Source organism: Sphaerisporangium corydalis, from assembly GCF_025506355.1.
Lineage (GTDB): Bacteria > Actinomycetota > Actinomycetes > Streptosporangiales > Streptosporangiaceae > Sphaerisporangium > Sphaerisporangium corydalis.
Map to the genome: position 1 here is coordinate 54,585 of NZ_JANZYP010000050.1, position 23,676 is coordinate 78,260.

The window sequence follows — 23,676 nt, forward strand, 5'->3', positions numbered from 1 at the left end:
CGCCGTCACGCGCGTACCTGGATCAGGGCGTGGGTGCCCGACGTGCGCCACGGCTCGCCCGTCGCGTCCAGCCGGGCCGCCGTGCCCGCGTCGACCCCGGTGAGCACGTCCGACTTCAGGGTGCGCAGCGCGGCCACCGGCCCGGGGAAATACGCGGTGACGGCGGGGAACGGCGTGTCCACCGGCCACATCCGGTCGCCGACCAGCCTGCGGTAGTTCAGGTCGCCCTTGGTGATCGTCAGCGCCGCCGAGGCCAGCTCGGCGCGCAGGTCGTCCGGCATGTCCCGGTACGGCAGCGGGGCGCAGGAGAAGGGATGGGCGCGCGGGCTGAGGCGCCCGTCCGCCATCGCCCGCCACAGGCGCCCGCCGGCCTTGCCCGCCTGCCCCGGCGCGGCGGCCAGCCGGCGCACGCAGGCGGCCACGTCGGCGGGGGTGGCGTCGGACACGAAGTACGGGTGCGGCTTGACGTGCAGGACCACGTCGGTGGCCAGCCCCTCGGCCAGGAGGTGGTCGGCGAGCAGGAGGTCGGGCAGCAGCTCGCGCCCGGCGTTGTCGGCCAGGACGCAGATCCTCCCGGGCGCGCGGTCGCGGACCAGCGACCACAGCAGGTCGCTGTCGTCCACCACCAGCTCGGACGCGCGCTCGCGCTCGTCGCCCTGGGTGATCTTGAACGACAGGTCCGCGCGATTGCCCCACAGCGACCCGAGGAGCAGCCCGGCCGCGCGCTCACCGGGGGGCGAGGCGGCGGCCCGGTCGAGGGCGGCCAGCTCGGCGTCCACCTCGGGACCGCCCAGCTCGGCCTGCTTGACCGGCCCGAACGGGTCGATCCCCCGCCACGGGCCGTCCTCGAAGTAGCCGGTGGCCGCCAGGAGCTTGCGGTAGAAGTAGCTCTCGGCCCACAGGAAGGGCACGTCGACCCACCGGCGGCCGATCATGCCGCGCCCCCACTCGGCCCACGCGGCGAAGTCGTGCGCCGAGGGGTCGAGCGGCTCCATCACGTCGCGGGCGACCTCGTCCGCCAGCCGGTCGAGGGCGCGGTGCCGGTCCGGGGTGTACGGCAGGGCCTCCCGGACCTGGCGCAGCAGGGCGGGGTGCCGGTCCCGGAACACCCCGAGGGCGTAGGAACCGGGCACGTTGCCCATGATGGGAGGGGCATCCATCGTCTCCGGCATCCGTCCCTCTCCCCCGCTCGGCGCTCACTCGCAAGTAAATCGCACGGCGGGAGGTGGATCAGTCACCCGTGAGGCGCTCCAGGCGTTCGATGGCCTCGACGTACTCCGAGACCAGGTCGAATACAACCTCCTTGGCGGGCTTGACCTGGTTCATCGCGCCGATGATCTGCCCGGCGGGGAAGGTCGACAGCTCGGCGGCGTCGGAGGAGGCGATCCTGCGCAGCGCGCCGGAGATGAGCATGAACTGCAGCGGCATCGGCAGCGTGCCCGGCGACTCGGCCGACTCCCACGCGTCGGTCCACTCGTTCTTCAGCAGCCGCGCCGGCTTGCCGGTCCAGGAGCGGGAGCGGACGGTGTCGCGGGAGGTGGCCTTGAGGATCTTCTGCCGGGCCAGCTCGGGCGTGTCGGCCTCCTCGACCGTCAGCCACAGCGAGCCCGTCCAGACGCCCTCGGCGCCGAGGGCGAGGCCCGCCGCCATCTGGCGGCCGGAGCCGATGCCGCCCGCGGCCAGGACCGGGACGTCCACCGCGTCCACCACCTGCGGGATCAGCACCATCGTGGAGATCTCCCCGGTGTGCCCGCCCGCTTCGGTGCCCTGGGCGACGACCACGTCCACGCCGACCTCGACCTGCTTGATGGCGTGGCGTGGCGTGGAGGCGAGGGCCGCGACCTTGACGCCCTGGGCGTGGGCCAGGTCGACGACGTCCTTGGGCGGCGGGCCGAGCGCGTTGGCGAGCAGCGCGATCGGGTGCTTGAGCGCGGTCTCGACCTGGGGGCGCGCGGTCGCGTCGGTCCAGCCGAGCAGCACCCGGCCGGCGTCGGCCCCGCTCGCCAGCGGCGGCACCCCGTGCTCGGCCAGCAGGTTCTCCACGAACGCCCGGTGCCCTTCGGGGATCATCCCCTGGAGCCGGCCCACCAGCTCCTCGGGGGAGTCCACGCCGAGGTCGGCGCCGGCGTAGGTCGCGGGCATGACCACGTCGACGCCGTACGGCTTGCCGTCGACGTGGTCGTCGATCCACTTGAGCTCCATTTCGAGCTCTTCGGGGGTGAAGTAGAGGGCGCCCAGCACTCCCATGCCGCCGGCGCGGCTGACCGCGGCGACGACGTCACGGCAGTGACTGAAGGCGAAGATCGGCAACTCGATCCCGAACATATCGGTGACACGTGTGCGCATGGCTCGAATCTACGGGGCACGCCAACTCAACTGCAACGCGTTCTAGCCAGAACGTTCGCTCGGTTCTACTGGCCGGTAACCTGCCGGTGACGGGCCGGTCCGGTGCTCCAAGAGAACAGGTTCCAGTCAGGGCCCCGCACCCGTGCGTCGTCCCGCCGCGAAAGCCGCGAAAAGGGGAAAGGCCACCGGCGGGAGCGCCGGTGGCCTTTCCGTGCCCGAGAGGGCGGGGGGGTCCGATGAGGTCAGGCCGCGTCGGGGTCCTGCCGCGAGCGCCGGGTGCGCACGAGGAAGAACCCGCCGATGATGAACAGCACGCCGAGGACCAGCAGGGTGAGCGGGATGGTCGTCTTGAGCAGCGTGATCTGGCTCTTGCCGTCGATCGCGCTCTTGACCAGCCGGTCGATCGTCTCCGGCGTCATCTTGGCCGTGGCCACGAAGGCCACGGTGCGCTCGACGCCGTCCTGCGTCTTCAGCACCTCGTGGCGCTGCTGCTCCTGCTTGACGGGGGCTCCGCTGACCGGCTCGACCCAGAAGGTCACGACACCGTCGTAGAAGCGGTCGGCCTGCACGTCACCGGGCTGCGACATGCCGAGCGCCGAGGCGGGGGCCTGCACGGTGGCGATCTTGGTCGGCGGGACCGTCTGCTGGAACTTGTAGACGGGCAGTCCGTTGACCGTGTCCTCGCTGACGAACTTGGTGTCGTAGGACTGCTTGGTCGAGGAGTTGAAGACCTTGTACGTCTTCTTCTCGGTGCTGAAGGGGAAGAGGTAGATCTGGCCGGTCATCTGCACCGGCTCCTTGTCCACGTTCGCGCCGCAGCAGTTGACGGCCTCGCCCGTGTACTTGTTGAACGCGCTACGGCGCTGGTCCAGCGAGATGTTGGGCAGCGCGTTGGTCACGTCGTTGACGGCGGTGAACTCGTCCCACACGACGTGGTCGTCCTTGGCCTCGGCCACGTCCCCGCGCGTGGTGACGGTGATGTCGAGGTTGGCGGTGAGCACCTTCACCTTGGGAATGCTGAAGTACTGCGCGTTGTCGGCGCGCAGCTCCGTCACTCCGTAGTAGTCGGCCGGCGCCGAGACCAGCTTGCCGGCCGAGTAGAAGCGGATGAGTGGTGCAAGCGTGATGAGAAACGCCCCGATCGCGATGAGAACGACTCCTGTGATGCGCCGCATCCAAATCCTCCGGGGTGAGCCAGCAACGCGAGTACTAGGACCCTGTGTCCAATAGCGCCTATGCTGTCCCGCGATCGTAGTGCTGGGTAGGCCTTCCGTCACCGACCTGCGGCCAAATTGATAGAAACGTGTTCTACCTGAGGACCGGCGCCCGCGAACCGCCCGGCCCGGCCCCTGGAACCCGGGCCCGCGACCCCGGCGGGGCACGACCAACGGCGTGCCGCGCCCAGCGATCACCGGCGGGCCGCCTCGCCCCGGTGCCCGCCCCCGCCCGCCCGGATCCGGCCCCCGTCCCGGTGGGTGAATGACATCCTGACAGAATTCCGCGACTCCGTCGGGCTTCCCTCCGGGCCGGTCGGCGGGTTTGCCCTGTTCAGCAGGTCTATGGATGATTCTGCAACTCCGGGCTGTCAGATTCGGTGACAAATCGGCATTGCAGACATAACACGTAAGTCGTACGTTCCCGGTATGGACCTGGAGCTCCGTCATCTCAAGATCGTGCGCGCGGTCGCCGAGGCCGGGAGCGTCACCAAGGCTGCCACCCGGCTAGGGCTGGCCCAGCCATCGTTGACCGCGCAGCTCAAACGCATCGAACGCACGCTGGGAGGCGCCCTCTTCGAGCGCGACCGCAACGGCGCCCGGCCCACTCCGCTCGGCGAGCTCGTCCTGACCCGGGCGCTCGTCCTTCTCCCCGCCGTACGAGAACTCCAGGAAGAGGCGGTGCGCTTCGCCAACACCGACGAGGGGATAGCCGGGCTCCGGATCGGCGCCACCCACGGGCCGATCCTCGGCGGCCTGGTCGAGCGCCTCACCGGCGCGCACCCGAGCACGCCCATCAGCACGCGCACGTCCTGGTCCTCCACCGAGCTGACCACGCTGGTCAGCGCCGGCCGGCTCGACTTCGCGCTCATCGGCACGTGCGGGGAGACCCCTCCCCCGGCCGCCGACGTCATGACCTGGAGCGTCGTCGGCTCCGACCCGGTGTTCGTCCTGCTTCGGAAGGACCATCCGCTGGCCGGGGAGAAGGAGCTGGAACTGGCCGCCCTCGCCGGCGAGGGCTGGGCGGTGGCCCCCGGGGACGGCTGCTTCGCCGACTGCTTCGCCGGGGCGTGCGCGCGGGCGGGCTTCGTCCCGAAGAGCATGTACGAGTCCGACGTGGCCACCTGCCTGCACCTGGTCAAGGTGGGCAAGGCCGTGGCGCTCTGCCAGGCGACGTTCGAGCTGACCGCCGAGCTGGTGATGGTGCCCATCGCCGGGACCCCGCTGCGCTGGCGGCACCTGCTCGGCTGGCACTCCGACTCGGTGGCGGCCCGCGCGGCGCCCTCGGTCGCCGACCACGCCCGCGAGGCGTACGCGGACGCCATCGGGCGGAGCACCCTCTACGCCGGCTGGCTGGAGGCCAACCCCGAGTTCGGGACGAGCCCCTAGGGCGCGCCGCCGCCGTCCCGCGTGGGACGGCGGCGCCACTCAGCGTCCGAGACGGGGCCGCCGCTCGGCCGGGACGCGGTGCCCGTGCTTCGCGGTGCGGCCCGCGGTCAGCGGCGCGCGTCGATCTTGATGATCTCGTGCTGGCCGGCGACCGAGATGCGGGCCGAACCGGTGATGGAGGAATAGCGGTCGGTGCCGCCGGTCAGGGCGGCGCTGCTCGTCCACGGCGGGTTGCCGGCCCAGCCGTCCATGCCGAGCAGCGTGATCTGGCCGGCCCGGGTGCGCAGCACGCGCGTGCACTGGGCGATGACGCCCTGGGGGCTCGCCTGGACCGCCGAGCAGCGGGCGCTGCCGTCGCCGACCTTCTTCTTCCTTCCGTCGGAAAGGGAGAAGTAGGTCACCCAGGAGTCGCCGTTCTTGATCTGGGCCGGCTGGGTGTTGACCACTTTCTCCACATTGAAGATGAGCTCGAAGGCGCGGTGATCGCGGCTGGGGGCGGCGGCGGACGTCGAAGAGGCGAAAGTCGACGCCGACGCCGCCACCGGCGGAATCGCGGCGACGGACGCGCCCGAGAGGGCCACGACCAGCGCGGTCGTGGCGAAGCGGCTATTACGCGAGAATCCTGACATTTGTGCTCCAACTCGGGAGAGGGGATGCGGAGAGAGGCCGCATTTGGTGGTGCTGCGGCAAAGCATTTAACCCGCCATTCCCCGAGAATGGCAACGCGCAGATTCGCGACATAATCGCATTTCCATTGCAAGTCCGGATAAAAAATCAATGGTTTCTCTGGAACCGAATCTCGTTCGGCCAACGGGCCCGCAACTTCCATAACCCGGCGATAGGGGCGAAACGATAGCTCCGCGACAGGCGTGAACGCAGTTACGGTGACGGCACCCCCGAAGAACCGAGGAGAGCCCATGCTCCGCAGACGCACGGTTACCGCCGGATGCGCTCTAGCAATCAGTGTCCTCACCGTCATGGCCGCCCCCGCTGTCGCAGACCGCGCCCCAGCCGCCGCGACCGGCACCACCGCAGCCCCCGCGCCCACCATGATCGACGCGATGAGCCGTGACCTCGGCATCACCCGGGAGCAGGCCGAGTCCCGCCTGCTCAACGAGGCCCGCTTCACCGGCGTCGAGGCCAAGGTCCGCGACCAGCTCGGCGGCTCCTACGCCGGCTCGTGGCTGAGCGGCCCGACCTCCTCGACGCTCACCGTCGCCACCACCGACGCCGCCACCGCCATCTCCACCCCCGGCGTGCAGACCAAGGTCGTCTCCCACAGCCTGGCGTCGCTCGACGCCACCATGGTCACCCTGGACAAGGCCGCCGCCTCGGCGCCCAAGTCCACCCCCGAGTGGTACGTCGACCTGCAGAGCAACAGCGTCGTGGTGCTCTCCTCGCAGCCCGCCGAGGCCACGTCCTTCATCGCGGCCAGCGGCGCCGACACCTCCCTGGTCCGCGTCGAGCTGTCCGGCGAGCAGCCGCGCACTCTATATGACGTGCGTGGAGGGGACGCCTATTACATCAACAGCTCGGCCCGCTGCTCGATCGGCTTCGCCGTGCGGCGCGGCAGCACGCCCGGCTTCGTGAGCGCCGGGCACTGCGGCAGGGCGGGCAACTCCACGGCCGGCTACAACCAGGTCGCCCAGGGCACCTTCCAGGGCTCCTCGTTCCCCGGCAACGACTACTCGTGGGTCGCGGTGAACAGCAACTGGACGCCCAGGCCGTGGGTCAAGGGCAGCGGCGGCGGCAACGTCACCGTCACCGGCTCGGCCGTCGCGGGCGTCGGCTCGTCGATCTGCCGGTCCGGCTCCACCACCGGCTGGCACTGCGGCACCGTCCAGCAGCGCAACACCAGCGTCACCTACTCCCAGGGCACGGTCAGCCAGGTCACGCGCACCAACGTGTGCGCCGAGCCCGGCGACTCCGGCGGCTCGTTCATCTCCGGCAGCCAGGCCCAGGGCGTCACCTCCGGCGGGTCCGGCAACTGCAGCTCCGGCGGCACCACGTTCTTCCAGCCGGTTCCTGAGATCCTCTCGGCCTACGGTCTCACCCTCGTGACCGGCTGACGATCCCGCGCGGCACCCCGTAGCAGGCAGGCGCCGCCACCCCACCCGGGGTGGCGGCGTCTCGCGTTTCCCTGGACAGCTCTCCCCTCTGGGGGTATACAAGGGTTATAACCCCTCTGTAACCCCATTCGAGGAGTCCCGAGTGATGCCGAAGATCAACGTCTACCTGCCGGACGACCTCGCCGAAGCGGTCAAGGAGTCGGGCGTGCCCGTCTCGGCCATCTGCCAGCGGGCCCTGGAGCAGGCCGTGCGCCGCGTGACCGCCATACGGGAGACCACGCTGGGCGACCTGGACGTCGACGACCCCACCCAGCGGCTCGCGGCGTTCACCGGCCGGGCGCGCGTCGTGCTCCGGCTCGCCATCGACCAGGCCCGGGCCGGGGGCGCGCCCTCCGTCGGCACAGAACACCTGCTCGGCGGCATGCTCGCCGAAGGCGGCAACCTCGCCCTGCAGGTGCTCAGGGCCATGGAGATCGACCCCGAGCGGGTGGGCCGCGACCTCGCCGGCGTGACGGCGGAGAACGCCGGCGAGGGGGTCACGGCGCGGCACTTCAGCGGCTCGGCGGCCAACGCCCTGGAACTCACCGTCACCGAGGCCACCGCGCTCGGGCACAACTACGTCGGCTGCGAGCACCTGCTGCTCGGGCTGGTCACCGAGCCGGACGGCACCGCCGGCCAGGTGCTGCGCGCCCTCGGCGCCGAGCCCCGGCTGACCCGCCGCGCGGTCAACGCCGCCCTGGTGGGCTACGTCCACCTCCGCGCCCAGGGCCAGACGGGCGCCACCGCGGCCGCGGACGCGGCCAAGGCGCTCGCGGCGGCGGTCCGCCAGGAGCTCCAGCCGGTCACCCAGCGCCTGGAGCGCCTGGAAGAGCGCCTCGGCATGCCGGCCGAGGGCTGACACGGGTGCGCCGGTTACCGAGGATCCTCACCGCGCTCGCGGGCGCGGGCGTGTTCGCCGGCTGGCTGTGGACCGGCCACGACCTAACGCGGCACGCGGCGCCACACCGCCCGGGGCAGAGCGCGCATCACCGTGAAGACCGCGCGGAGCCTCCCGGGCACCCAGACGGTCTCGGCGCCGGCGCGCAGCCCGCCCGCGACGGCGTCGGCGACCGCCTCCGGCGTGGTGGCCATGGGGGCGGGCCGCATCCCGGCCGTCATCCGCCCGATCACGAACCCCGGGCGCACGACCATCACCCGGGCGCCGGAGCCGTGCAGCGCGTCCCCGAGTCCCTGGGCGAAGCCGTCGAGGCCGGCCTTGGCCGCGCCGTACACGAAGTTCACCCTGCGCACCCGGACGCCCGCCACCGACGACAGCACGACGAGCGTGCCGTGGCCCTGCTCGCGCAGGCGGCGGGCGGCGAACAGGCCGGCCGAGACGTGCCCGCCCAGGTTGACCGCCATCGACCTGGCCGCAGACACCGGGTCGGCCTCGTAGGCGGCCTGGTCGCCGAGGACGCCGAAGGCCGCGACCACGACGTCCAGGTCACCGGCGAACTCCGCCGCGGCGGCGACCACCCGCTCGTGCGTCTCGGGGCGCTCGGCGTCGAAGTCGAGCACCAGGACCTCGGCGCCGAGGTCCTTCAGCCGCACGCCGATCGCCGCCGCGTCCCCGCGCGCGGCGAGCACGACCCGCCGGGCCCCGTCGCGCACCAGCCGCTCGACGACGGCCAGGCCGATCTCGCTGCGCCCGCCGAGCAGCAGCACCGAGTCCACCGAGCCCAGGGCGTTCTTCACAGGGACAGCCTCCTTGCCAGGTCGGAGCGGAAGACCTCGCCGGGGTCGGCGCTCTCCCGGATCTTTCGCCATTCGGGGAGGCGAGGGTACATGACGGGCAGCAGCTCGGCCCGCATGCGCGCGTCCTTGGCCAGGTAGACGCGTCCCCCGGCCTCGGCGACCCACTCGTCGAACTCCCGCAGCAGCCCGGCCAGGCCCGCCCGGCCGACCGGGATGTCCAGTGCGAGCGTCCAGCCGGGCAGGGGGAAGGACAGCATTCCGGGCGTGCCCGCCCCGAACCGCTTCAGGACCGTCAGGAACGACACCACGCCCTCCGCCGACAGGCGGGAGACGACGCGGCGCAGCGTGGCCTCCTCGCCGAACGGCACGACGAACTGGTACTGCACGAACCCCCGCGAGCCGTACACGCGGTTCCACCCGTCGACGAAGTCCAGCGGGTGGAAGAAGGGGGCGATGTCCTGGATGACCCGCCGCTCGCGGGACTTGGCGTACCAGGCCTGGTTGAAGGCGCGCACGGTCAGCCCGTTCAGCAGGCCGCCGGGCGCCCAGGGCGGCGCGGACAGCCGGGCGGCGGGGGCGAAGGCCAGGGGGTCGGCGCCGCGCGGGAGCTCCTCGCGGCGGGCGTGGTCGCCCCGGGTCAGCACGCTGCGGCCCATGCGGGGCCCCCGGGCCAGCAGGTCGATCCAGGCGACCGTGTAGCGGTGGCGGTCGTCGGTGGCGGTCATCCGCTCCAGCGTCTGGTCCAGGTCGCGGGTGCGTTCCACGTCCACGCTCATGCGCGAGGTCTCCACGGGCACGCACGCGAAGCTCGCCTCGGTGACCAGGCCGGTCAGTCCCATGCCGCCGACGGTGGCCCAGAACAGGTCGTCCCCCGGCCGCAGCAGGTGGCCGGTCCCGTCGGCGGTGAGCAGCGTCAGGGACCGGAGGTGGGCGCCGAAGGAGGAGTCGACGTGGTGGTTCTTGCCGTGGACGTCGGCCGCGACGGCGCCGCCGACGGTGACGTGCCGGGTTCCGGGGGTCACGGGGACGAACCAGCCGAGGGGGACCAGCGCGAGCATCAGGTCGTGCAGGCTCATCCCGGCCGACGCGGTCACCACGCCCGTCTCCGGGTCGAGCGACCACCTCGCCTCCATCCCGGCGACGTCCACCACCAGGCCGCCCGCGTTCTGGGCGGCGTCACCGTACGAGCGGCCGAGGCCCCGGGCGATCAGCCCGCGCGGCGGCGCGGCGGCGACCAGGGCGGCGAGCTCGGCGGTGGTGCGCGGCGCGGCGAGCGTCGCGGGCGAGGGGGCGGTGCGCCCCCAGCCGGTCAGGAAGGTCATCTCACGTAGATCCCGACGACGAGCAGGACGACCAGCAGGGCGGTGTAGAGCTGGAGCGGGCGGTCGCGCAGCGCGAGCTCCTCAGGCTCCTCGCCGATGCCCCGGTCGACCAGCAGGTTGTGCCGCAGGATGATCAGGACGAACGGCACGATGCTCACGCCGTAGAGGGTGTCGGCGTGGATCTGCAGCGCCCACAGGCAGTACGTGACGATCATGGCGCCCGAGGCCATCGAGCGCACGTGGGCCAGGTAGCTGGGGGTGTAGGTGACCAGGGTGGCGCGGGTGCCGTTGGTCCCCTGGTTGCGCACCTCGGCCTCCCGCTTGCCGACCACGACCTGCAGCGAGCCGAGCGAGATCACCACCAGGAACCAGCTCGTCACGGGCACGCCCACCGCGACGGCGCCGGCGAAGGCGCGGATCACGTGGCACCCGGCGACCGCGACGAGGTCGACGATCACCTCGTGCTTGAGCCAGTAGGTGTAGGAGAGCGTCAGCACCAGGTAGCCGGCGACGACGGCGGGCAGCCGCCAGCCCCCGGCGAGCAGCGCGAACGCGGGCGCCGCGAGGATGAACAGCACCCCGGCGACCCGCGCGGCCCGTACCGTCACGATGCCGGCGGCGATGGGGCGCAGGCGCTTGCGCGGGTGGCGGCGGTCGGCCTCGGCGTCGGCGGCGTCGTTGAGCAGGTACGCGCCGCTGGCGGCCAGGCAGAACGCCGCGAACGCCACCAGGGTGTCGAGCAGGCCCGCCGGGGTGGTCAGCACGCCCGCGGCGGCCGGGGCGGCGAAGACCAGGACGTTCTTAAGCCACTGGCGGGGACGGCAGGCCCGGGCGAAGCCCGAAAGGCGCGCCAGGGGGCCGAGGGCTTCTGGAGGGGTGTCGGAGGTGCGCACACCGGTCTGTCCGGTGGTCACGCCATCGTTCCTCCCTCGTGTGCCGCCGTCTCCGGCGGGGTGGCCGCTCGCGATCTCCCGGCGGTGCGCACGGGGCCTCGCCCGGCATGTCCTGAAACATAGTTCTATTTCGGGATATGTTAGTTCGCGAGTGACCCCACGTCACGAGGGATGCGGAAAAGTGACAGAAACAGGTTCTAGATCGGCGGAGGGCCCGCCCTCGTCGTCCGGGCACATGGACGCGCTGGACGGGATGCGGGCCGTCGCCGCCTTCGCGGTCCTGGTCTTCCACGTCGCCATCGAGTCGGCCACCGCGCTGCAGGACAACTACTTCGCCGCCCTGCTGTCCCGGGGCGACGTGGCCGTGCCGATCTTCTTCACCCTCTCCGGGCTGCTCCTGTACCGGCCGTACGCCAGGGCCGTGCTGGACGGCACCCGCCCGCCGGGCACCCGGACGTACCTGGTCAAGCGGGCGCTGCGCATCCTGCCCGCGTACTGGCTGGTCGTCGTCGCCGCCATGCTGCTGTGGTCCCGCGACCACCTCGGCGACGTCAAGACGTGGCTGCAGATGGTGTTCCTGGCCCAGAACTACGAGACCCACCCGTGGTGGTACGGCCTCGGCCCGAAGGGGCTCGCCCAGATGTGGAGCCTCTGCGTGGAGGCGGCGTACTACCTGGTGCTCCCGCTGATCGCGGCCGGTCTCGCGGCGTACGCCCGCCGGGGCGGCGGAGATCTCGCGCACCGGGCGAAGCGCCTGCTGATCGGCCTCGCCGCGCTCGCCGCGATCTCCTACCTGTGGACGGTGCTGAGCTACTACCCCGAGTACCGGCCCTACCTGAACACCTGGCTGCCCCGCTCGCTGACGTTCTTCGCCTCCGGCATGGCGCTGGCCGTGGTCTCGGTGTGGGCGCGCCGCGACCAGGACGGCCCGGCCGGGCGCTTCGTCCGGTCGGTGAACGCCTCCCCGGGCACGCTGTGGGTGGTCGCCGGGCTCGCGTACGCGGTCGCGGCCTCCCCGGTGACCGGCACCCGGTTCTCCGGCGTCGACGGGGTCTGGAGCGGCCTGTTCGAGCTGGTTCTGTACGCCATGATCGCCGCCTGCCTGGTGGCCCCGTGCGCCATGCTGTCGCGCGGGGACGCCCCGGTCGGCCGCCTGCTCGGCAACCCGGTGATGCGCTACTTCGGGCGGATCTCCTACGGGGTGTTCCTGTGGCAGTTCGTCACGCTCTACCTGTGGTACGAGCTCACCGAGCAGCGGCCGTTCTCGGGGAACTTCCTGGTCAACCTGGTGGTGGTCGGCGCGCTGACGATCGGGGCGGCGGCGCTGACCTACCGGTACGTCGAGGAGCCCGCGCGGCGGCTCATCCGCTTCCTCGGCCCTTCGGCGTCGGAGACGGCTCCTTCGGTGTCGGAGACGGCTCCTTCGGCGTCGGAGACAACTTCTTCGGTGTCGGAGACGGCTTCTTCGGGGCCGGGGACGGCCTCTCCGTCGGAGTCCGCACCGGAGCCGGGGTCGCCGAGGGAGTCGCCGTCGCGGCCGGAACCGGTGTCGACGGCGCCGGGGCAGCCGGTGTCGGCACGTCCACCGGAACCGCTGCCCCAAGGGCGAACCCCCTGAGGCAGACCCCCGCCGACGGGTCGTCGACCCGCAGCAGCATGCCCTTGCCCGGGGTCAGGATCGGGAAGTGCAGCAGCCGGCCGGGGGTGGCCGCCAGGTTGAGCTGCTGGCTCTGGCCCGCGACCTCGATGGACACCGAGGTCGCCCGCCTGGCCGAGTAGGCCAGCCCCGCGACGCCGTCGGGGCCGCCCCAGCTCAGCACCTCGGGGTAGTACACCGCCCCCTCCAGCATGGGCAGGCACTTCTCCCCCGGCGGCGGGACCTGCGCGAAGGACGGGGCCACGCTCACCGGGACCAGCCTGCCCTCGTCGTCGAAGACCACCGCGTGGTCGGACGGCTCCGGCACCCGCATCCGGGCGCGCAGCGCGGGCGAGGCGAGCGGGGCGAGCAGGTGGTGGCTGAGGCGGCGGTTGCCGTTCCACGACAGCACGATGGACTCCGGCACCGCGCGCGAGAAGATCACCGTGTCGGCCGGCGCCTTGGCCAGGGCGGTGCGCACGTTGCCGAGGTACCACCGGACGTGGTCTCCCGACAGGGTCTGGCGGAAGTTCTCGATGGAGACCACCGACATCGTCAGGTACGCCCCGGCGGCCAGCCCGGCCACCAGCGGGATCACGGTCCCGGCGGGCACGGCCCTGCGGTAGGGCCCGGGCTCGTCGCGCAGCGGGAGCAGGGCCAGGCCGAGGCAGACGGCGAACACCACCACCGCGTCGGCCACGTAGCGGGTCTCGGCGCCGACCAGCCCGAGCGCCGTGCCCCGGGCGATCACCGTCGGGACGGCGTCCACGACGACCAGGTACGCCGCGACGACCAGCCACGCGCGGGCCGCCCGGCGGCGGAACACCAGCGTGGCGACCACCAGGACGGCGAGCGCCACCCAGGCGGCGGCGACCAGCAGGGTGGAGGGGTCGGCCATGCCGCCAGTGGTCGGCACCGGGCCCCAGGTCAGCGGCCCGCCGACGGCCCCGGCGGGAAGCGTGCGGCCGAGCAGCGTGCCGAACAGGTCAGCGGCCACGCCCGGCTTGGGGACGGCCGCCCCCTCCCCCGGCGCGGTGTACTGGCGGGACAGGTAGAGCGCGGTGTAGCCGCCCATCAGCAGGACGTGGACGGCCCACAGCCGCCAGTGCTCGCGCAGCTCACGCCCGATCGAGGTGAGCCACCCGGTCTCCTCCGGCCGCCGGACGCGCAGGAACGCGGTGGTCAGCGCGAACAGCAGCAGCGGCAGGAAGACGCCCTTGGTGCTGAAGGCCATGCCGAACACGACCCAGCCGAGGGCCTTCCAGGCGTGCCGGGTGCCCTCGCCGCGCGCGTGGCGGAGCTGCGCGGCCAGCGCGAGGACGATCGCGAGCTGGAGCGGCACGGCGTTGAGCGCCGCCGACCACCAGCTGAACGCCGGGATGGTCAGCGGGCAGAACAGGTAGACCGCCAGCGGCAGCAGGATGCCGGCCCTCGGCCCGAACATCGACCACAGCAGGCGGAACAGCGCCACCGAGACCAGCGCCTGCAGGACGAACGTCACCGAGGCGACCAGCAGCCAGTCGTAGGCGGCGAGCCGGGACTCCACCCAGGTCAGCCCGAGCGCCCCGGGCATCATGTGGCCCTTGTGGATCCGGAACAGGAAGTCGAACGTCAGGTCGTGCTCGTAGGCGTCGCCGACGAACAGCAGGTCGTCCTCGATGAAGTACGCGCTGCGCAGGATCGGGACGCGCAGGCCGAGGGAGGCGAGGACGAGGAGGGTCCCGGACAGCAGCACGGGGTTGGCCAGGCGCGCCATCCAGGCCGGGTAGGCGACGCGCACCGTCGGCCGCTCGGGCTGTTCGACCTCCATGGTCCGCGGCAACGGTCCCTCCGATCACGACCCGGTAGCTACCCCCGAGTAACGAACACCCTATGAGCCTCACAAATCAGGCGCAACGCAGTGTTATGCTCCCGGGCACTCCCCACTCTCGCGAAGGGAAGCAGACGTGGAGACCTCGGACGCACCCTTCCGCGCCACCCTCGGCCGCTCGGTCCGGCTGCTGTCCGCCTTCCGCAAGGAGCAGACCGACCCGGACCTGTTCTACGGCATGCTCGCCCGCGACACCGCCGCCCAGCTCTCGACCTACACGGCCCTGTCCGGCGCGCTCGTGGCCGACGTGGGCGGCGGGCCGGGGTACTTCAGCGAGGTGCTGCGGGCCCACGGCGCGAGGACGCTGTGCGTCGACTGCGACGCCGGGGAGATGATGGCCAGGGACGGCGCCGTCCCGGAGGGGGCGATCCTCGGCAGCGCGCTCGACATCCCGCTGCGCGACGGCTCCGTGGACGTCTGCTTCTCCTCCAACGTGCTGGAACACGTCCCCGACCCCTGGCGCATGGCCGCCGAGATGGTGCGGGTCACCCGGCCGGGCGGGGTGGTCTACCTGTCGTTCACCAACTGGCTGTCGCCGTGGGGCGGCCACGAGACCTCGCCCTGGCACTACCTGGGCGGCCACCGCGCCGCCCGCCGTTACACCCGCCGCCTGGGCCACCGGCCCAAGAACGTGTACGGGGAGAGCCTCTACCCGGTCTCGGTGGCCGGCGCGTTGCGCTGGGCGCGGTCGTGCCCGGACGCCGAGGTGCTGGACGCCCGGCCCCGCTACCACCCCGGATGGGGCACAGGAGTGGTCCACCTACCCGGCGTCCGCGAGATCGTGACCTGGAACCTCCTGCTGGTCCTGCGCCGGCGCTGAGCCGTCCCGGCGCAGGCGCCTGCGCACCAGCGCGCCGGCCGGGAGGACCAGCAGCGCGAGCACCAGGCACACGACCGGGAACACGTCCCGGATCATGAGAGCCCACCGCCGGAACCCCGCCGCCTCGAAGACCTGGGCCGACACGTCCCCGGCGTCGGTGACCAGGTCCGCCCGGAAGGCGACCACACGGTCCACCTGGTCGGGGGTGCGCAGGGTGTCCACCCGCTGTTCCCTGACCCGCAGCGGCAGCCCGCTCTCCGGCTCGACCCACATCGTCTTGGTGATCATCACGTACCTGGCGACGCTGACGAGCTTCCACGCCGGCAGCCCGAGCACCCTGCCAGGGACCTGGTCGGGCAGGTCCTCCACCTTGGCCGGGCCGACGGTGTAGGAGTACCGGTAGGCGGGCAGGCCCTCGACGTCCTCCTCGCGCTCGTACCGCAGCGTGACCTGGCGCTTGAGCACCGGGTCGAAGATCGGGTAGCCACGCTGCTCCGCGCCGAACGGCAGCCGGAACGCCAGCCCCTTCTGGCGCACGCCCGTGTCGTCGTCGATGTACTCGCCGCAGCAGTTCACCGTCAGGCCGGTGCGCCGGTCGAAGGCGGTCCGGCGCTCGTGGTAGTCGATCCGCTGGCCGTACCCCGTCTCCAGGGAGGAGAACTCCACCCACACCGCCGTGCGCCCGTCACCGGCCGCAGGGTCGCCGTACAGCGAGACGGTGCTGGTCACCGGGACGCCGGTGCGTACCTGGAACGTGGCGGTGTCCAGGTAGGTGGCCGCCGCGGCGCCGAGGTGGACGGTCCTGCGCTGCTCCAGCGGCAGCGTCAGGCCGCGGTCGTAGACGTAGTACCGCAGCAGTACCGCCATCGTCACCAGGAACGCCACCGCGACGTACATGACCGTCCGCAGGAGCTGGCCCCGCGTCATCCGGCCACCTCCGTCAGCGCGGTCCGGCGGCGGTGCCGCGTGGCCGGCGCCAGGGGCGGCACGGGCTCGGGGGCGGGCACGGCGACCAGCAGCCGGGCGACCACCACCAGGCAGCAGAGCTGCGGCACCGCCCCGGTCAGCGCCTCGGCCTGGAACAGGGTGCCCGCCGCCGCGCTCAGCCCGGCCAGGACCAGCGCCCCGGCGGGCACCCAGCCCGACAGCAGCACCCGGGCGACCCGCCGCGAACGGGTGCCGCCCGCGTGCTGCGCGGAGAGCACGCGGATCAGCCACAGCCCCACGGGCACGGTGACGGACAGGAGCACCGCCCCCGCGTAGCCGCCGAGCCACAGCCCGGCCACCGGCGCCAGCGGTACGATCCAGCGGGCCCTGACCAGCCCGGGACCGGTCCCCGGCGGGCGGCGGCCCGCCCGGCCGCGCACCAGGGCCAGCGCGCCGACTGAAAGGATCAGGGCCAGCCCCACCAGCAGCGCCGTGCGGTACGACGCGTCGGGCTCGTAGCGCAGCGTCACCGTCCCCCCGCCCGCTGGCATGATCCAGGCCTGCCGCCAGCCGTCCAGGCGCACTGGGGCGAGGCGGGACCCGTTCAGGTAGGCGTGCCAGCCGGGGTTGAAGTTCTCGCCGACGGTCAGGTACGAGCGCTCGCCCGCCGAGACGACCAGCCGCCGCTCCTCTGGGCCCCAGCTCTCGATCCGGGCCGGGCGGAGCCGGGTGGCGCCGTCGTCGGCGGCCGACTCGCCGCGCATCACCACCGACCTGACCCGGAAGGCGTCGTTGAAGCCCGCGCTGACCCACGTCATGCCCGGGATGAGCCGCACGGGCGCGCAGCCGGCGAAGGTCAGCGGGCGGCCGTTCAGCACGTCGTTGAGCGTCCCGCCGACGACGCGGGTCGGGACGGTGCCGCCGTCGACCTCCAGCGTGGGCCCGTACCCGCACGGCAGCCGCAGCGGGAAGCCGCCGAGCTGGCCGAGCGGCCGCACCCCGGGGATGGTGACCTCGGCGACCTCGATGGACCGCGACGCCGGGGCGGTGAACTCGATGCTGAGCCTGCGGGTCGACAGCTGGGGGAACGCCACCCGCCCGTCGCCGCCGATCCACGCCTGGACGGTGCGGGCGCCGGTGCGGATGGTGACCTTCACCGGCGGCTTGCCGAGGAAGGAGTCGGGGAACAGCACCTTGATCTGGGAGAACCGCCGGACCGCGCCGAGGTCGATCGTGAGCGTGGGGTGCCGGTCGAACGGCTGGGCGTACCACAGGGTCCGCACGTCGCCGTCCATGGCCGCGCGCCCGAGCACCGCCGGGTAGTCGGTGATCGTCGAGGAGGCGGTGACGTGCGGGTAGACCCTCGGCAGGGTGGTCAGCAGGTCGGCCGACCTCGGGTCGGTCAGCACGGCGGTGCCGGACACCGTCCGGGTCTGGTTGGCGTCCACCGCGAACAGCCGCTCGAAGCCGTAGCCGTCCTCGCCCAGGATCTCCAGGCGGCGCGAGCAGGTCCACGCCGACGAGCCGCGCATGCACGCCGGGGACTTGTCCTGCGAGGTGAGCATCACGGTGCCCGCGTCACGGCCCCCCTCGGGCAGGCCGGGGGCGGCGATGGCGCGGGCCGGCCGGACCCCGGGGACGGCGACCTCGGTGATGCCCACCCGGCCGCCGAAGGTGCTCTTGGGCTGGTACGCGAGCTTGGTGACCTTGATCCGCAGCCAGGTGGTGGCGCCCTGCGGCGGCGTAAATAGCTGCGGGGCGCTGTCCTGCCTCACGGGCACGCGCACCGTCCCGGTCGCGGTGGACAGCTCCACCTCGGCGACCGGCGGGCCGATCGGGCTCTGGTCGAAGGCGATGGTGATCTGCTTCATCGGGACCGGTTCGACGAACCGCGCCTCCAGCCACTCGCCGAGCGCGCCGTTCCACCCGTCCGAGCGCCAGCCGGTGCGCGCGTCGCCGTCGAACGCCGCGAACGGCAGCCGTCCGGGATCACGCTCCCCCGGTGAGGCGGTGATGTCGGCGTCGGAGGAGGAGGCGCGGACGTCGTTGATCCCGAGGTAGCGCGCGGAGGCCGTGGCCGAGGACCACACCGGGTCGAGCAGGTCGGTGGTCGCGCTCAGCTTCCCGCCCTCGGGCAGGGTGGGGCCGGTGCTCCTGCGGACGTCACCGAAGATCATCTGCTGGCGCCGCAGCGTGTCGGTGACCACCGTCTTCTTCGCCGGCACCGAGGAGGCGCCTGGCTCGTCGCCGACCAGCACGGGCGCGTCGTCCTTGAGCACCCCCTGCTCGGCCATGTCGAGCACGCCCTCGGGGGCGCCCGCCATCCGCACGGTGGAGTCCACCGGCACGGTGCCCGCGACCGGCGCCGGGTCGGGCACCGCGTAGACCTCCAGCGCGGGGTAGGCCTGGTCGAACCAGTTCGACGCCGTGGGGTTGGAGATCTGGCCGACCAGGGGCCCGAACTGGGCCACCCGCAGCAGCCCCGTGGAGTCCTGGATCGTCTGGTGGACGCGGGCCGGCCACGCCGAGCCGATGGTGTCGCGGGCCAGGTCGTTGCGCACCAGCAGGTATTTCACGCCGATGCGGCGCAGGGCCAGGGTGAGGCCCTCGGAGCCCTCGCCGTCGGAGAAGCGCTCGTCCACCGCCTGGAGCAGCCGGGCCAGCCCCGCCGAGCCCCACGGCACGTTGGAGTGCGTGGCCCAGCGCACGGTCAGCAGCGACTGCATGGGCTCGTCGAGGGGCCGCCCCCACAGGTACTCGCCGCGCCTGGAGCCCGGGACGGCCAGCACCATGCCCTGGCCGGTGTTGGCGTTCAGCCAGGTCGCCGCGTCCCGCCAGTACGAGGGCAGGTCGGTGAAGGCCCCCGCGGGGGTGATCCCGGCGCTGGCGACCGGCAGCACGGCGAGCCCGGCCAGGCCCGCGCTCACGGCGGCCAGCCGCAGCCGCGCCGCCGCCGGGCGCCAGGCCGGGAGGGCGGCCAGGCCCAGGGCCAGCGGCAGCCGCAGCAGCGCGTCGAACTTGTGCAGGTTCCTGAACGGGGCGAGCGGGCCGTCCAGCAGGCCCCTGACCTGCTCCGACCACGGGAACGCCAGCGCGTCGGCGTGCCCGGCGGTGACGATCACGAGCCCGGCGAGCGCGGACAGCGCCAGGAACGTCCGCTCGGGGGTGGACCGCCGGACCAGTCCCGCGACGCCCAGCGCCGCCACGGCGGCGGTGACGACGATCAGCCACGGCGTGGTCGCCTGGTCGAAGGCGGCGGGCAGCCACGGCTTGCCGTCCACCGGCAGGAAGGAGATCCAGCTCGACGTCCCCCGCAGCGTGTTCAGCAGGGACGTGACGCCCGTGGTCGCGTTCGCCGTCTCGATGAAGGGCAGGAACGAGAAGATGTAGCGGCCGAGCAGCAGCAGCGGGACCAGCCACCACATCGACACCGCCGCCACGCAGACGGCCCACCACACCACCAGCCGCCGCCTGCGCGGGCCGCCCTGCCGGGTCACCAGGTACAGGAACGGCACCACCAGCACGGCGACCTCGGCGACCGCGTTGATGCCCCCCGCGAACAGGAACGCCAGGGCCGACAGCGCTGCGGCGCGGCGCGGGCTGATCTCCTCCTGGGCGCCGCGCACGAGCGGCAGCAGGATCCACGGCAGCACCGCGCTGGGCTGGAACTCCGAGGAGTTGACGCCGATGAGCGCCAGCGCGTGCGGCGCGAGCGCGTACACCAGGCCGGCGAGGATCCGGGTGTTCGGCGACCCGACGCGCAGGGCCCGCGCCACCCGCTCGGTGCCGAGGAAGGCCGCGCACAGCACCAGGGTCATCCACAGCCGCTGGATGTTCCACGGCGGCATGTCCAGCCAGCGGAACAGCGCGTAGAACGGGCCCATCGGGAACAGGTAGCCGTACGCCTGGTTCTGCAGGTGCCCGAAGAAGGCGTCGTCCCACAGGTGGGCGGCACGCTCCAGGAAGCCGACCGGGTTGACCGCCATGTCCAGCTTGGTCTCGGCGATCACCTCACCGGGGGAGGTGTTGAAGGCGATGGCCCCGAGCAGCAGGCAGGCGGCCAGCAGGCGGAGTCGCCGGCGCAACCGGGATCCCGGGGCATCGGGCCCGGAACGGCCGACCGTCAGACGGCGAAACCAGGCTTCAACGGTCAAAACACGCTCTTATGTCGATCAGTGAATATGGCTCTCACCTGTGGCAAGACGCAGGCCGACGGAGGAGGGGTGTCCCTTTTGCTGGAGTTCGGCGGTGATGAGTGCGGTCATCCTAGCGCCCGTCCTCCCCCACGAGAACTCCGCCGCCCAGGCCCGGCACGCCTGCTGGACCTGGGCACGGCGGACCGGGTCCTCCAGCTCCTTCAGCGCCCGGTCCACCACGTCCGCCAGCGACTCGCCGTCCTGGACCAGCCACCCGGTGACACCGTGCCGCACGGAGTCGCGCAGGCCCGCGACGTCGTAGGCGACCGTCGGCACGCCGAGCGCCGCGGCCTCGATCACCGTCAGGCCCCAGCCCTCGAACTCCGACGCCGTGACGTTCAGCCGCGCGGCGCCGAGCACCGCGTTCTTCTCCGGCTCGGACAGGAAGCCGTGCACGCGCACCCGGTCACGCGCCCCGATCGCCTCCGCGCGGCGGACCAGCGGCTCGTACTCCGGGCCGCGCCCGATCACGTGAACCCGCAGGCCGGGCCAGGTCTCGCCCAGCTCGGCCACCAGGTCCACCACGCGTTCCACCCGCTTGTGGCCGACCAGCCTGCCGAGGTAGGCGACCAGCGGGTCCCCGTCCTGGCCCGCGTGGACGGCCACCGGACGGGCCGCCGGGCTGCCGTTCGGGATCACCTCGATCCGCGCGAGCCAGCCGAGCCGCTCACGCAGCTCGGTGCGCGAGGACTCCGACACCGTCACCGTCGGGCAGCGGCGGTACAGCAGGCGGGCCACCGGACCCTCCACGAAACAGCCGATCCGGGCCAGCCAGCGGGGGAAGAACGCGTAGAACTGACGGTCGTGCACATGGTGCACCAGGGAGATGACCGTCGTACGCCTGCCGGTGACCAGGGGGGCGAAGAACGGGATGCCGTTCATGCAGTCGACCACCACGTCGAAACGGCGGCGCCTCAGCATGATCCACAGGGGGACGAGCAGGTAGACGAGGTAGCGGTCGCCCATGCGGCGCAGCTCGATGCCGTCGCGGCGCTCGGCGGCGGGCTGGCCCGGCTCGCGGCTCGTCAGGAAGTGCACCTCGGCGCCCTGGCCGACCAGATGACGGCCGACCTGCCAGGCGTACTCCTCGGCGCCACCGGCGACCGACTGCAGCGGCTCCCGGAAGTTCAGCACCGCGACCCGGACACCTTGGAGCAGCCGCTCCTGCCCCTCCCCCTGCTCCACGGTCAGACGCGGCGGCGCCATCGGCTCGTGCGCGGGCTTGAGCGGTGAGGTGACGGCCTGGGCCGTCGCGGCTTGAGCTGTCATGGCCTGGGCTGTCATGGGCGGGGAGGGGGTGGCCTGCGCGGGCGGCGTGGGCTGGGGCGCACTGCCGGGATCGTGCGGGGCCCGGCCCGTCTGCTGTGCGACCACGACCACTCCTCCTGTGTCCTGAGCCCCCCGGCTTCGATGACGGCTGTGAGCACCCCGCGCAGGCCCTGACGGACGATCACCAGCGGCGCCGGTCGACCCGATCTCCTACCGATGTCCGGGGGCCGGCGGGCGCGGCTGACGGCGCCGTTTTCCGGCATGCCAAAGAGCACGCGCCATGCTCGATCTGATGAAACCGGACGGGCTCACCGGGCGTGGCGTGAGGCCCGTCCGTCAAAGATCATCTGTTGCCGTAGTTGTACAACGGCTTGTTGGGGGGCTGCGGGCTGGGGGCGACAACGTTGACGACGCTCACAGACGCGCCAATCGCCAGAACCACTCCAACGACGAGAGCAGCTAGCACTCGCACCATTGGGCTTCTCCCTCCAAGTGCGGACGCTGCGGGCCTACCGAGAGTAGAACGTGATACAGGTTTGAGGCCAGCAGCTTGGTCAAAACGTAATAAATGGACTTACCGTCCAGTATGCACCCCTATAGGGGAACGCACCAGGTCACAGTCGAAGCAGCAGCACCTGACGGCCCACGTAGACCGGCACCGCTCCGACCAGCCGAGACAGTAACCTGTTCTCATTCCGTCCCGAGACGACCACGTACCGTATCCCCACCCCCCGCAAAACCCCCACCAACGGCCCTTCACCCCCCACACCGAAAGCCCCGAGGGCCCCTCCACCCTCCCCAATCGGCCTGTCGTCCCGCACCGATGACGCGACGACCACCCCGCCCTCGCCAACCGGCCCAGCGCCACGCGCCGAAGACACCGCGACCACCCCGCCCGCGCCCTCTTCGATCGGGCCAGCGCCCCGCGCGGGGATCGCCGGAGGGCCCGCCGCGAGGATGGCCGGGCCGAGGCTGCGAGCGAGGGGGTCCTCCCCGCCGACCTGGAGCAGTCGGCCGCCGCCGAGGCCGACCGCGAGCGAATCGTTCCAGACCACCCGGCGGGCGAACAGCTTGGTCGCCGGATCGAGGATCACCCGGCCGCCGTTCCAATCGAACGCCCTGTGCGCGCTCCACGGCAGCGAGAGCAGCGCCCCCGGCCGGGGGTCCCCGTTCACGATCTCCTGCACCCGCCGCCACTCGTCCGGATACCGCACCGCCGCCAGCCGCCCACCCGCCCCCCACGCGAACGCCGGCAGCACCAGCACCGGCACCAGCACCCCCACCACGGCAGGCACCCCCACCGCCACCCACCCCCACACCCCCACACGCGAACCAACCCCAGCCCCCGGTCCAGGCCTCCGCCCCCCACCCAGACCGAGCACCCGCCCGCTCCCCGTACCCGGACCGCGCCCGCCTTCCAGACCCGAACCAAGCGCCCGCCCACTCCCCGTACCCGGACCACTCGCAAGGTTCGGATCAGGATCACCTGCGGAGTCCGGACGGGCGAACCTGCCCACCGCGACCCCGAAGCCGACGGCCTGCACCAGCGCGAGCGGGGCGATGTACAGCTGCCCGTCACGCAACGGCCCGAAGCCCGGCCAGAAGGCGATCATCCCCTTGACGACCCCCGGCGCGTACGCCCCCGCGACGGCGACCCCCACCCCCATACAGGCCGCCACCACCAACCCCCGCCAGTACCCCACCCCCCACCGTGCAGCGGTGTTCCTCAAGGTCCAAGGAAGGCGGACGAAGGTGAAAACAGCCACTGCGGCGACCAGCAGCCGCGCCGAGGCGAGCAGCCAACCGCCCTGCCCGGGGACGTTCGCCTCGACGTTCCAGATCCCTCCCAGGCTGAGCAGGCTGCCCAGCGTCCCGAACGGCCCGTCCGCCCGAGCCGCGAACGCGTCCACCCCCGCCGGATCCGTCACCGCCCCACTCACCACCGCCGGAACCACCCACACCGCACTAAGCCCCCCCACCACCACCCCCAC

Annotated in this window: 15 protein-coding genes and 1 pseudogene; 5 read left to right on the forward strand and 11 right to left on the reverse strand. The window is 72.5% G+C overall.

The features are described from left to right. Positions 1-5: 5 nt before the first annotated feature. The 3 genes from NYZ98_RS28775 to NYZ98_RS28785 all read right to left on the reverse strand — a co-directional run bounded on the left by NYZ98_RS28775 (position 6) and on the right by NYZ98_RS28785 (position 3,521). The gene (locus tag NYZ98_RS28775) at positions 6-1,160 is read right to left on the reverse strand and encodes a damage-control phosphatase ARMT1 family protein (RefSeq protein ID WP_262846698.1); all 1,155 of its coding nucleotides are present in this window, start codon (positions 1,158-1,160) and stop codon (positions 6-8) included. A 70-nt stretch (positions 1,161-1,230) separates the two neighbouring features. Then, positions 1,231-2,346 (reverse strand): NAD(P)H-dependent flavin oxidoreductase, encoded by a 1,116-nt coding sequence (locus NYZ98_RS28780; protein ID WP_262846699.1) that lies wholly within the window; start codon positions 2,344-2,346, stop codon positions 1,231-1,233. A 242-nt stretch (positions 2,347-2,588) separates the two neighbouring features. Further along, entirely contained in the window at positions 2,589-3,521 is a 933-nt protein-coding gene (locus NYZ98_RS28785; protein ID WP_262846700.1) for a DUF3068 domain-containing protein, read from the reverse strand. 468 nt (positions 3,522-3,989) lie between these two features. Between NYZ98_RS28785 and NYZ98_RS28790 the strand changes: the two genes are divergently transcribed. After that, positions 3,990-4,949 (forward strand): LysR family transcriptional regulator, encoded by a 960-nt coding sequence (locus tag NYZ98_RS28790; RefSeq protein ID WP_262846701.1) that lies wholly within the window; start codon positions 3,990-3,992, stop codon positions 4,947-4,949. Positions 4,950-5,056: 107 nt separating this feature from the next. Here the strand turns inward: NYZ98_RS28790 and NYZ98_RS28795 are convergent, their stop codons facing one another. Continuing rightward, entirely contained in the window at positions 5,057-5,578 is a 522-nt protein-coding gene (locus NYZ98_RS28795; protein ID WP_262846702.1) for a hypothetical protein, read from the reverse strand. A 348-nt stretch (positions 5,579-5,926) separates the two neighbouring features. On the opposite strand from NYZ98_RS28795, the gene NYZ98_RS28800 reads away from it, so the two are divergent. Further along, the gene (locus NYZ98_RS28800) at positions 5,927-7,018 is read left to right on the forward strand and encodes a S1 family peptidase (RefSeq protein WP_262846703.1); all 1,092 of its coding nucleotides are present in this window, start codon (positions 5,927-5,929) and stop codon (positions 7,016-7,018) included. Positions 7,019-7,163: 145 nt separating this feature from the next. Further along, positions 7,164-7,916, forward strand: a complete 753-nt coding sequence (locus NYZ98_RS28805; protein ID WP_262846704.1) for a Clp protease N-terminal domain-containing protein — start codon at positions 7,164-7,166, stop codon at positions 7,914-7,916. A gap of 83 nt (positions 7,917-7,999) precedes the next feature. Here the strand turns inward: NYZ98_RS28805 and NYZ98_RS28810 are convergent, their stop codons facing one another. The 3 genes from NYZ98_RS28810 to NYZ98_RS28820 are packed head-to-tail and all read right to left on the reverse strand — an operon-like array spanning position 8,000 to position 10,988. Further along, a complete protein-coding gene (locus NYZ98_RS28810; RefSeq protein ID WP_262846705.1) occupies positions 8,000-8,752 on the reverse strand; it encodes an SDR family NAD(P)-dependent oxidoreductase in 753 nt (250 codons plus the stop codon). Next, positions 8,749-10,074: an FAD-binding oxidoreductase gene (locus NYZ98_RS28815; RefSeq protein ID WP_262846706.1), complete on the reverse strand. Its 1,326-nt coding sequence runs from the start codon at positions 10,072-10,074 to the stop codon at positions 8,749-8,751. Before NYZ98_RS28815 ends, NYZ98_RS28810 begins: the two co-directional genes overlap by 4 nt. Further along, positions 10,071-10,988, reverse strand: coding sequence for a decaprenyl-phosphate phosphoribosyltransferase (locus NYZ98_RS28820; protein ID WP_380706395.1), 918 nt, complete (start codon positions 10,986-10,988; stop codon positions 10,071-10,073). Before NYZ98_RS28820 ends, NYZ98_RS28815 begins: the two co-directional genes overlap by 4 nt. A 160-nt stretch (positions 10,989-11,148) precedes the next feature. Here NYZ98_RS28820 and NYZ98_RS28825 point away from each other — a divergent pair, with 160 nt between their 5' ends. Beyond that, entirely contained in the window at positions 11,149-12,585 is a 1,437-nt protein-coding gene (locus NYZ98_RS28825) for an acyltransferase family protein (protein ID WP_262846707.1), read from the forward strand. A 1,964-nt stretch (positions 12,586-14,549) separates the two neighbouring features. Next, positions 14,550-15,293 (forward strand): class I SAM-dependent methyltransferase, encoded by a 744-nt coding sequence (locus NYZ98_RS28830; RefSeq protein ID WP_262846708.1) that lies wholly within the window; start codon positions 14,550-14,552, stop codon positions 15,291-15,293. Here the strand turns inward: NYZ98_RS28830 and NYZ98_RS28835 are convergent. From NYZ98_RS28835 to NYZ98_RS28850, 4 genes and pseudogenes are all read right to left on the reverse strand, one after another. Next, complete coding sequence (locus NYZ98_RS28835) at positions 15,234-16,220, reverse strand: DUF3068 domain-containing protein (protein ID WP_262846709.1); 987 nt, start codon at positions 16,218-16,220, stop codon at positions 15,234-15,236. The genes NYZ98_RS28830 and NYZ98_RS28835 overlap by 60 nt on opposite strands. Then, positions 16,217-20,305 (reverse strand): alpha-(1->3)-arabinofuranosyltransferase, encoded by a 4,089-nt coding sequence (locus NYZ98_RS28840; RefSeq protein WP_262846710.1) that lies wholly within the window; start codon positions 20,303-20,305, stop codon positions 16,217-16,219. Before NYZ98_RS28840 ends, NYZ98_RS28835 begins: the two co-directional genes overlap by 4 nt. A gap of 87 nt (positions 20,306-20,392) precedes the next feature. Next, positions 20,393-21,685, reverse strand: a complete 1,293-nt coding sequence (locus NYZ98_RS28845) for a glycosyltransferase family 4 protein (protein ID WP_380706428.1) — start codon at positions 21,683-21,685, stop codon at positions 20,393-20,395. A gap of 614 nt (positions 21,686-22,299) precedes the next feature. After that, positions 22,300-23,676 (reverse strand): annotated as a pseudogene (locus tag NYZ98_RS28850) (hypothetical protein); the annotation flags it as partial.